The organism is Leifsonia sp. HAY1-4F (genome assembly GCF_056755275.1).
In genome coordinates this window covers 1-236 of the sequence record NZ_JBNDHX010000639.1, presented here as the reverse complement: position 1 = coordinate 236, position 236 = coordinate 1, and the positions used below count along the sequence as shown (strand labels likewise).

Genomic DNA, 236 nt, shown 5'->3' with positions numbered 1-236 from the left:
CAGTGCGTCGCCCTCATCGGACATGGCTTTCAGCAGGCGGGCAACGATCTCTTCGGCGGTGAAGCGCTTTGGCACAATGCCTTTCTCGGCGCGCGCAGCTTCGATCATGGCTGTTACGTCGGGATCGATCGTCCGTTTGCCGTCGGGATAGGCATACCAGCCACGCCCGGCCTTCTGTCCGAAGCGGCCGGCCTCGCAGAGTCGGTCGGCGATGACGACATAGCGTTCCGCAGGAC

Annotated in this window: 1 pseudogene; it reads right to left on the bottom strand. The window is 63.6% G+C overall.

The features are described 5' to 3' along the window. A pseudogene (locus tag ACPYOG_RS20800) lies at positions 1-236 on the bottom strand (3-hydroxyacyl-CoA dehydrogenase NAD-binding domain-containing protein); the annotation flags it as partial.